At 28.6% G+C, this 11145-nt stretch carries 9 protein-coding genes; 1 reads left to right on the top strand and 8 read right to left on the bottom strand.

Features of this window, described 5'->3' with window-relative positions:
- Positions 1 to 4: 4 nt before the first annotated feature.
- The 8 genes from D8793_RS11610 to D8793_RS11575 form a co-directional block, all read right to left on the bottom strand.
- Positions 5 to 742: an ABC transporter permease gene (locus D8793_RS11610; RefSeq protein WP_125386936.1), complete on the bottom strand. Its 738-nt coding sequence runs from the start codon at positions 740 to 742 to the stop codon at positions 5 to 7.
- A complete protein-coding gene (locus D8793_RS11605) occupies positions 735 to 1463 on the bottom strand; it encodes an ABC transporter ATP-binding protein (RefSeq protein ID WP_125372392.1) in 729 nt (242 codons plus the stop codon). The genes D8793_RS11610 and D8793_RS11605 overlap by 8 nt, the downstream gene beginning before the upstream one ends.
- 40 nt (positions 1464 to 1503) lie before the next feature.
- Positions 1504 to 1668, bottom strand: a complete 165-nt coding sequence (locus tag D8793_RS11600) for a hypothetical protein (protein WP_125372391.1) — start codon at positions 1666 to 1668, stop codon at positions 1504 to 1506.
- A gap of 12 nt (positions 1669 to 1680) precedes the next feature.
- Positions 1681 to 3774, bottom strand: coding sequence for a peptidase domain-containing ABC transporter (locus tag D8793_RS11595; RefSeq protein WP_446677594.1), 2094 nt, complete (start codon positions 3772 to 3774; stop codon positions 1681 to 1683).
- A gap of 29 nt (positions 3775 to 3803) precedes the next feature.
- Positions 3804 to 6608, bottom strand: coding sequence for a type 2 lanthipeptide synthetase LanM (gene lanM / locus D8793_RS11590; RefSeq protein ID WP_125386932.1), 2805 nt, complete (start codon positions 6606 to 6608; stop codon positions 3804 to 3806).
- 61 nt (positions 6609 to 6669) lie between these two features.
- Positions 6670 to 6861, bottom strand: coding sequence for a class II lanthipeptide, LchA2/BrtA2 family (locus D8793_RS11585; RefSeq protein ID WP_125372388.1), 192 nt, complete (start codon positions 6859 to 6861; stop codon positions 6670 to 6672).
- 22 nt (positions 6862 to 6883) lie between these two features.
- Positions 6884 to 7066 carry a lichenicidin alpha family lanthipeptide gene (locus tag D8793_RS11580; RefSeq protein WP_125372387.1) on the bottom strand — a complete coding sequence of 61 codons (183 nt, stop codon included), beginning with the start codon at positions 7064 to 7066 and terminating at the stop codon, positions 6884 to 6886.
- 69 nt (positions 7067 to 7135) lie between these two features.
- On the bottom strand, positions 7136 to 10171 hold the full coding sequence (locus D8793_RS11575; protein ID WP_125386930.1) for a type 2 lanthipeptide synthetase LanM family protein: 3036 nt from the start codon (positions 10169 to 10171) through the stop codon (positions 7136 to 7138).
- 219 nt (positions 10172 to 10390) lie between these two features.
- Between D8793_RS11575 and D8793_RS11570 the strand changes: the two genes are divergently transcribed.
- The coding region (locus D8793_RS11570; protein WP_142999385.1) for a helix-turn-helix domain-containing protein at positions 10391 to 11145 on the top strand (755 nt) is incomplete at its 3' end.

Here is an 11145-nt window from a genome sequence, read left to right as displayed (position 1 = left end):
CCTATTAAAGTTTCATTTCAAAACTTCTTTTATTCAATTTACGAATTAATATACAAGAAAGCACGATGATTATTATATTGGATAGTAAAATCATATAAAATTGATTTTCAGTCACTCTAAAAGCATGAGAAAGATAAGTAAATGGTAAGTAAATCTTAAAATTATAATTGTTGTAGTATATGCTAATTGTTAAAATTAGCATTGTAATACCAATTGGTATTATTAAAGAAATTTTCCTTATAAGTAATAAAGTTAGAAAATATAATAATATTATCATTAACGAGGAAAATAATTGAATGGTAAATGTTTTAAAAAAGAAAATCAAACTAATCTCTAAACTATTATCAATAGCCTTCCCAATAACGTATAAACTAATATAATCAGACAGCCAAAAAACAAATGTGTAAGCCACTGTAATGAGTAATTTAGAATTTATTGTGTACTTGTTTCTAAATGGCAATGAAATTACGGTTAGCCATGCATCATTTTTAAATTCTACTGCAAACACTTCGTAAATTATTAAAGACAGAACTACATAAAATAGTTCAGAAAAATAAAATATTGTCTGCTCTTTAAAAATTAACTGCCAATTAGATAAAGCAAGTTCATTTTGATGCACCAATAAATAGGCTTGATACCTAAAAGTTAAGTCTATATATAACAAAACATTCAGAAGTATTGGGAAAATAAGAACAAACCACAAGACGCTTTTTCTCTGCTTAAGAAATTCCACTTTAATCATATCCACCTCCAGCTAAACAAGCTAAGTAGGCTTCTTCCAGATTTTGACAATTATACTTTTGTAAAAGGTATTGGCAAGAACCAAAAAATTCAACTTTCCCATAATTTATAATTATAACATCAGATATCACTTTATCCAGTTCACTAAGAATATGACTTGATATAAAAAATGTAATACCCTTTTTCTCCTGAAGAAAACGAATTAAACTTCTAATTTCAATTACACCCTGTGGATCAAGTCCATTGATTGGTTCATCCCAAATTAATATTTCTGGACTACCTAACAATGATGCAGCTATACTTAGCCGTTGTTTCATACCCATTGAAAAATTTTTTACTTTTTTCTTTTTAACATCTTTTAATCCTACCATTGATAGATATTCATTAAGTTTTTCAATATCTAAATTAAGGCCCTTCATATTTGCTATTAACTTCAAATTTTTATAAGCATCAAGATGACCATAAAATGAAGGTCCCAAAACTAATCCTATCCTAGATAATATATTTTCAGAATTCTGTTCTACGGTTTGATTAAAAATAGTTATTTCCCCAGAATCTGGTTTTAAAATCCCTAGAATCATTTTGATAATTGTAGTTTTTCCAGCTCCATTTGGTCCGACAAAACCATATACTTTTCCCTTCTTTAAATAAAATGAAGTGTTATGAATAACTTCAGTATCTTTAAAGCATTTTGTTACATTAATAATTTCAACTATAGCCATCTCTACTCCTTAGTTTACAGCAAGAAATTATGCTTAATTCTTATCGTTTTTTGTAAAAAATCAGCGAACCCAATAATATTCCATTCAACAAGCCTAAAGAAATACCATATTCAACTGGAAAATCTAAAGAAATTGCAAACACTATTCCAATCATCACCCCTAGTGAGGCTGCTGTTGAAATCACATCTTCATTTTCTTTTTTCATTTTCTTTACACCTCATTTCCTTTTTGTATATAAGTTGTAGTACTCTCCACCAATAGCCATTAAGTACTTATGATTTCCTGACTCAACAATCTTACCATTTTTCATTACAAAAATAATATCCGCATCCTTAATTGTTGACAATCTATGGGCTACAATTATTTGAGTACAGCCCTGACTTTGTATATACTTTGTTATTCTCTCCTCATTAATAGTGTCTAATGCACTAGTTGCTTCATCTAAAATTACAATACTAGGATTATTTATTAATGCACGTGCCAGTGCTATCCGTTGTCTTTGACCACCTGAAATATTTGACCCCATCTCTGAGATGATAGTATTAAATTTCATCGGCATAGCCATGATTTCATCATAGATTTGAACTGCTTTGCAAACTTCCTCTATCTTTTGTGAAGTAACTTCATGCTTTAAAGTTATATTATCAAGAATACTTCTGTTCAACAAAAAAGAATCCTGTGGAACCACTCCTAAATTTTGACTTAATACTTTTTTATCTATTTGATTAATATTTACACCATCAAATAAAACTTTTCCTGTATCAATCTTATATAATCCTGATAATATTTTTGATAATGTACTTTTTCCTGACCCCGATTGACCGACTAGTGCAATTCTCTGTCCTGGCTCAATAGTCAAATTTAAATTTTCTATTACAGGAGCTGAATCTTTGGAATAAGAGAAAGATAGATTCTCAATATCTATTCTCCCCTCTAAAGAACGCTTTTTAAGACCATTTTCAACATTCTCTTCATTTTCAAGCCAGATATCATTCACTCTATTTAAGTATCCTGCTGCCAAAATATACTGCGTATAAGCATTAAAAATTGAGATTTCTGAACTAAATAAAATTGATGCCATTGTTTGAAATGCGACGACCTCACCCAATAAAATTTTTCCATTTAAAACATTATTAAGTCCAAAAATCAATATAATTATAGGAGCGAACAATTGAAACACATTTGTAGCTGAATTGTATAAAATATGCACAATGCTTCGTTCTTTATACTTGGTCAATACGTTTTTTAAACGCTTAGACCAGTTTTCATATATTTCATCTTCTAATCNCGATATTTTTATTGAAGAAATAGTATTTAATGCTTCTGTTTCTACTGAGTAAATCAATGATTGTTCTTGTAATTCTCTATTAACCGTATCGTACATTATTTTTTTAGTACTAAACAGAAACAAAAAGTTGATTAAACTCAATATAAGAGCTATAAATGTTAATGTTTTTGAACTAAAAAACATATATATTACAACACTTAGAATAGTCCCAATATCTACTATTCCCCCAACAACTTGGTTAGTAAATAGCTCCCTAAAACCACTAAGACTAGAGATTCTGTATAAAATATCTCCTTTTGCCCTAAGTTCAAAAAAACTATACGGTAGTTTAAGCAAATGCTTAAACGTAAAACTTTCAATATCTCTACTAAAAAATATATTAGAAAATAGAATTCCCATACTCCTAGCCAAGATAGAAATAAGGTATAAACAAAGTAGGGAAAATAATATAAAAAACGAGGTTTGAAAAGAAAATGCATTACCTAATGCAGAATTAATAAACTTTGAAGTCATTACTGGTACGCAAAGTATTATTAGGTAACTTATTATAGAAAATAGTAACGTCAAAATTAATCGACCTTTTACCTTCGAAAAACTAGAGAATACTCTTATCCATGGCGAAGGAAACTGTGACTTCAAAGATCGATAATTTTCGTTAGGAAATGATAGCAGTACTATATTACTAAAATGTCTTGAAAATTCCTTAAACTCATAATTTACATATCCTTTAGAAGGATCCATTATATAAAACTTGTTCTTTTTTATTTTGTAAATAANTACATAATGTTGATTATCCCAAAATGCTATTAATGGTAACGGAAGTTCACCAATTTTATTTACATCTTTAACTTTATATGAACCAGTATCAAAATTTCGTTTATTCAATAACTGTTTTAAGTCAGCTATACTATAACCGTCTCTCCCTTTTTCTATATCACGTCTCAAATCTAGTAATGTCTCTTTGCTTTTATAGAAATGTAGTATGGACAAGCAACAACATAATCCACATTCTATTTGAGACATTTGCTCAATATTAGGTACTTTTCTAGTCATCATGTCCTCTTTAACTCTAATAATAAAACATTCAATAATCTATCATCTTGTTTTCGACATATTTCATAAGCAACTCCAGATACTCCTAGCATAAAAGAAAATGTATTCATAGTATTCAAATCTATATTTAATTCTGGCTTGATAACCTGAGAAACGACATTATCGAAATACAAATTTATAGATTCTTTTATCAATAGGTTTTCTTCATCTTTCAATATCGCATCAAGACAACTGATAGTACCTACAGAACCATGACATAAATTCAATTCTCTTATTTTTTCTAAATTAGTTAATACATTTTCAATTATTGATAAATCATTATTCCCAATATTAGTTTTGTCGAAAATTTCTTTTCTAGCCAATAAAATGCCCGNAGCTCCGTAACACCAAAAATTAGGAAAGGAATCATCATGATTTCTTCTTATATCTTTCCAATTTTTTAATATACTATTGAAACATTCATCTTCTTTATGTAGTAGTTTCTCTATACATTTTAATATATCTGTACTAGGATTGATTTCATAATAATATGATAATGACATTGCTACTCCAGAGTAACCATGTGCTAAACCTGTTGCTGTTATATTATCTAATTGTGAAATACAATAGTTAATACACTTTTTTAATAGCGCAAAAAGTTTTGAGCTATGTTCTATCTTATAAATATTACACAATAAAATAATTAAACTGGATATTCCTAAAAAATCAATTGGTTGATCTGACGGAATATCTTGTTTTGCTAGCATTGTTAAGTAAAACTTATATTTTTCATGATAGTCTGGTTCCGATGTTAGTATAAAAAGGCAATAATATAGATATATTACTGATCCAATGCCGTTAAACGCAGAAAAGTTTCGAATTGTTTCAATTTCAATCATCGACTCGAACCCCTTTAGCAAACCATCCGCAACTATCTTGTACTTTTCTTCTTTAAATTTTAAATATAGATAATATAATAGTAAAACTACTCCGCCACCATCATACAGGCAATAAGATACCGGTAAAATAACTTTCTTATCATCAATCAGACTAACAGAAGGAAGTATGCAAAACTCATTATTATTATTCCAAACGACTTGATGATTAACATAGTCACCGACCTTTAATACTAAAGAATTTTCGTCATTAACAGGAATAATAAAATCGTGTAATGGGCTTTGATTTATTTCAGAGATGGTCGTATCTTTAACTGTCGATAAAGATAGAAAAATCACATGCAACTGCTTTAACATATCCTTATTTCCAAGTTTTTGAAATCTTTCAAGTAGTTTACTTTGGATAGATGTAGCATAAAAATTACAAATTTCATTTTCCATAGAATAAATGCTCAAACTATTAAAGTTTGTATAAAAATACGGTACATCTCCTTTCATTAAACTATTAATTTCAATTTCTACTTGCTTTCCTAAAGTACTGTCTAATTTAAATGACGAGCTATTAAGTTTCTGAAATAGCTTTCTCTGATTTTTGATATCTGTAAGGTAATCTGGGTGGGTTGAAGCCTCTAAAAACTTAACATATACCATTGTTGGCCTTAGAACCTGTCTCAGATATAGAGGATATTTTTCTGACAATGATTTTATTTCTTCAATAAAATAATTTTTACTATTTTCAAGTATAGTATAACATGCTTTGAATCCATCAATTATCTTACCATAAAATTTATTAGTTTCTTTTTTGACATTACTACTCGGAAGTACTACATGTACTTCTTTTAGACGAATATTATATGAAAAATCATTTTCTATTATAANCCTAGTAATGTTTTCAGATAATTGTTGATAATAAGTCAGCGGACTTAAATCAAAATCAAATAAAGTACTTTGAAAATTATTTGGTAACAATAATGTGTCTAAAACCGAATCTTTTATAAACTTTTGAAATAAATCATGTACAGTTTCAGGGTTTTGAATAGTTGAATTCCTGTTACAGCTTAAGTCTGGATTTGTAAATAAAGTCTCAGAATCAATAACAATCGGATAATTCTTACTCATTATTATGTTTTCTTTATGAAGGTCCGTCATTTGCAGTGCATAAGCTATTGCAAGAAGTTCACCGTATCTATAAAAGTAATCTTCGTAATCATTATCAAGATTACATTCTTGAAACTCTATAAATTCCTGCCATCCATAATTTTTTTTTGAAATTGATTTAGGATGGTATAATTTTAAAGGTAAACTTCTATTAATTAAACTAAAAAAATTCTCCAAAAATACATCATTATTTAATGAATGAGGCTTATATAAAATTTTATCATCATTATTATTTTTAAATATAACTGCAGTCTTGCCTCCGTTATGTCTATCACCAGTAGAAAGTACAATTTCTTTGATTCCATCATCAAAATTGAATCCTATATGTTCCTTAATTTCATCTTTATCTCTGATGATTGATAACATTGCTTCTTCTATTAAATTAATCGTGTGTTGATGCAAATGAAAAATTTTAATAAATAAGACTGGGTATGCTTTCTTAATTTTTTTAAAAAAAGGAACCGTCCCCAATGTTAAACAGTATCTCTGATATCTTTCTTCTTTCGGTACACTCTCATTAACTCTTTGCCAATTGTAAAAATCATCAATAAGAGTACGAATTGTCAAATAATATATCTCAGAATAAAATTGTTTTTCTAGTATCTCTATAGAATCTTCTGAAAGATAGCACCGTATATCTTTCGATAAAGAGTTAATAAAGTACTTTGAAAATTGATTATTAAAAGTATAAAATGTACTTTCATAATTTTCCTCTATAGTACCTGAAGTAATTGATTTTTCAATTTTATTTAAATAACTTTCAACTGTCATAATTATCTCCTATTCAAAAGTATTATACTGGGATATATTGTTGAAAAATGTTGTTACTTAATTATTTATTGCAACTCTTTGTACATCCGGAAGTTGGACATGCACCAGCATTTAATGTTACGGTAATTGTAACACCCACAAAAGAAATTGTAGCGGGAATAATAGTAGGGCTGATTCCACCTACAACTTGATTATCTCCAACTAATTGTTCGAGTTCTAATTCATTAATTTTTCCTGTAAATTTATTATTCATGATTTTTCTCCTCTAAATATTATTATCTACAATTATTTTGACATTCAATTGTACCTGTGCAAACTGCACCTTTATTTCCAAGAGCGTTACTGATAGGACTAAGCCTAGCCCATCCCCATCCCCATCCCGCTCCAACTGCACTGTTATCACTAATCTCTTCTAATAATTGACTGTTAATTTTTTTGGAAAAATCTTTTTGTGTCATCTAACTATTCTCTCCTAACTAATTTTAATTTATATAGCCCAGAATAATACTTTTGAAAAGAGATACGTATCAATCTAACCATAGAAAGTTATTCAAAGAGTGATCCGTATAATTTGATAACATGGAGTAACCCCACCCCGATAAACCAACCATTAAACCGTATGTATTCGAAGATTTTAAATTTTTTTTATTCCATTCTTTAACCAAAACAGTATCAAACAGCTCTTGATATATACTTGTACATAAATTATTTAAATTCTCTTTATAAAGTAGTTTAGAAGCATAATTTAATATTTCTAAATTTCCTAAATCACCGTGACAATATGTAGGATTATTCCCAAATCCGTAAGCTTTAGTGTTCTCAATACTTAGTCCAATGTCATTATCTAAATTATCAAAATTATATCCTGAAGAAAGCAACAATAATTTACTTAAAAGTATCCCAGGTGAGCCATGACACCAAGTATAAGATATTTGTTTTTCATCTTTAGATCTATACCAATCATTTTTTTGAGAAGAGAAGCATTTTTTTTCATAGCTCAATGATTCTTGCAAAATCTCTTCTGCACGACTATCTCCCAAATATTTCATTGCCTTAAATAAATAAGAATGTATACCTGCATTTCCGTGAGAAAAACCAACATAATTTCTATTTGGCATACATTCCCAAAACCTTAGTCCGTCTACAAACTTTGATTCATGTAATAATTTTTGAATTATTTTTGCAATAACACATTTAATATCAGGTGTGTTGTAATATGAATCTGAATTAACAAGTTTTAAAATTACAGCCAATAACCCTGTATTCCCACTAATTAAATCATTTGAGGTATCCCTTAAAATTAGTTCATCTATACTTAATATAGTTTTTTTGATAAAGCTTTTATTTTTTATATCCCCAGTGAGATGAGCAAATTCAGCAAGTGAATATATCATCCCTCCTAAACCTGTAAAAGCCCCTACTAAATGATTGGAGTGAATATACTTATTTCCCAATAATACCTTTGAGGTTTCAACAGATTTCTTGGCATACTCTAAAAATCTTTTCTTACCTGTTATGTTCCATAAATTGATTAAAAATAGCGAAATTCCTGCATTCCCACTATACAAATCATTTGTTAAAACAGAAGGTAACCAAACATCCTCTTCGAAACCCTGCATTGTTACACTAATCCAAGCCAAATCTTTTCGACCGTACTCATTAACTCCTTCAATTGAATTATCAATAAGCAAATCTCCAATTTTAGTAGCAGTAGACAACCATAATTCTGGTTTCAATTTATTATAATATGTTTGAAATTTAATATCATTGCTGTCTGATTGATTTTTTCTACTTATGAAAGAATCCTTGATATATCCAATTTGTTCTTTTAAATCTTCATCACAAAAAGAAGAAATCTTACTATTAAAATCTTCTTTAAAATTGGTTAAATTTACACCTTTTACTTCTACCCCTTTAGAATCAAATATTTTATTATCACCAATAATAAATGAAAAATAAGGAATATCTGATTCTAGTAAATCTTTAAATTCTGAATCAATCAACATTGTCTCAGAATCTTCGCTTCCTATGTATAATCTTAAAAGCAACATCTTTCTCTCATAATGCTTTTGGGTAAATTCTGGGCTTAGTGATATCCTTAATAATTGTGAATAGTATAGAGTCGCCCTTGGTATAAATCTTCCAACTGTGTTACTAAAAAGCTCATATATTTTTTCAGTATATATCTTCCTATTATTCATAATCCATTTATATATACCTTGAAATCCTTTTATAATTTCAAAAAGATAGTCTTTGGCATCTACAATCTCACCATTGATCATAGGATTGTTGCTTTTAGGAGAAATGACATAATACTCTCTTTCAATATGAATATTATCGCTGTTAGTATCCTTGATATAGTCAGTTTTAAAGGTTGAAATTTGCTCACTATTCATACTAACACCACCAACTTCATTTCCTTTTAAAAAAATGGGTAAAAGCCCTGTAGTTATTACTGAGCTTTCAAATTTTTTAGAAGCTTTATTGAATGCTGATAAATCATTATTTCTATCCACTATCTGAGGATGGATTAATGTTTCTAAATCAATTGGAACTGGATAAGCTCCTTTCGCAATAATGTTTTCATAATGAAAATCTACAGAATTCAAAGAATAAAGTATTCCCAACAATTCTCCTATTCTTTGATAAAACCCCTTTACATCCAAATCATTCATACATTCTTCTGTATCTATATATTCACAAAATCCATATTTTTCAGTTGAAATAATATTAGGTAGTTTGTAATCTAAAATCGCATTTTGATCTCGTAAAAATTCCATCATTTTTTCAAACGATTTTTCAATATTAAGCGAGCGAGGCTTATATATTATAGTATATCCGCTTGATAAAATAATTTTACTGACACTCTTATTTTTTCTATGTGAATCACCATTTCCCAATTCTATTTTAGAAATCAGTACTTTAGAACTCGTTTTACACTGAAATAGTTCAATAATTTTCGCATATTGCTCTTGAAAATGTTGAATAATTTCTAAATAAAATTCAAAAGTGTTTTTTACTACATAGGAAGTTAAACGTGTTAACTCGGAAAATTTTGCATAGAAATCTACTAAATTTTTCTCTTCTTTTATATATTTATTCTTGTAATACTCCATTCTGTTGACAGAAGTTTTTCCCTGAAGAACACCTCTAGCTTTTAGAGTAGAGATATCTCCAATAATTGAACGATAAAGCAAAGTGTTGATTCTATCTGCAACATCCAATACAGAGTAAGTTAAAAATTCATCCGAATCTTCAATGCTCTTATTTCGGTAAATGGTATAAGAAAACTCAGAAAAATATTTGCTAATAAACGGTATTATAATTGAAGAAAATAAATATTTTTCTTCAATTATTTCTTTAAATTGTTTTGGAATAGCCTCTAAATTTAAACTAACGTTCTTAAATACAATGTTTACATCCACAGACTCGTAATCTTTATATAGATTTAAAAGTTTCTCGATATAATTCTCTCCTAAATGCTTTGTTAATTCCTTTTCAAACGTTTCTAAACTATACTCTGGAAAATAATTTAACCAATAATTAACTACACTATCTTTCATGGTATCCTCCAACCAGTATTAAGTCTTTAGATATCATCTAAAGACTTAGGTGTACACCTAAACATTTTACCAATTGACAATAACAATAATATCCATTACCAACAATAAAATTAGGGAACTTTTTAGAATTTTATTCATATTTAGACTTCCTTTCAGTTTTTATTTATTGTACAATAAATAAAGATCAATTACTTTTTTTGTTGGGAAAATGGGAAAATTATGAAATCAAAACTTGGCATCACACTCAGAAAAGTTCGTAAAGGAAAACAGATCAGTTTATCTTCCGTTGCTGACGAGCATCTTTCTAAATCTCAAATATCTCGATTCGAACGTGGAGAATCAGAAATATCTTGTATTAGGCTTATCAATATTTTAGACAAGTTGCACATTACCCTAGAAGAGTTTCTTATTTTACACGATGAAGACTACACCAAGATTGGATCATTTGCTAACCTAGTTCAATATATTCGTAAACAATACTCATCACAAAGTATCGATAATATAACGTGCCTACTATCTGACACTACAAATTACACTCTAGATCCTTTAGAGAAAACTATGATAAAATCCATTCTACACACAATGGATTCGAGGATCAGTCCATCAGATGAAGAATTACTTCAATTAATAGACTATCTTTTTAAAGTCGAAAAATGGGGTTACTATGAGATCGTTCTATTTGGTAACTGTGTACGAACAATTAACTACAATTCCTACTTCTTATTGACAAAGGAACTGCTAAAGAATTATCTCTACTCTTCTCTGAATAAAACCAATAAACGAATGGTCGCTCAACTTGCTATAAATTGTTTAATTCTTAGTATAGATGAGGAAAAATTTTCTAATTGTTGCTATTTAATTAGTGAGATAAAAACATTATTAGATAATGAATTGAACTTCTATGAACAGACAGTTTTTCTCTATGCAACTGGCTACTATGAATTTAAACGCCAATTAAGTAGTGGAATTGAAAA

Source organism: Streptococcus cristatus (genome assembly GCF_003943465.1).
In the GTDB taxonomy this organism is placed as follows: domain Bacteria; phylum Bacillota; class Bacilli; order Lactobacillales; family Streptococcaceae; genus Streptococcus; species Streptococcus cristatus_C.
This window is presented reverse-complemented; position numbering and strand designations above follow the sequence as displayed.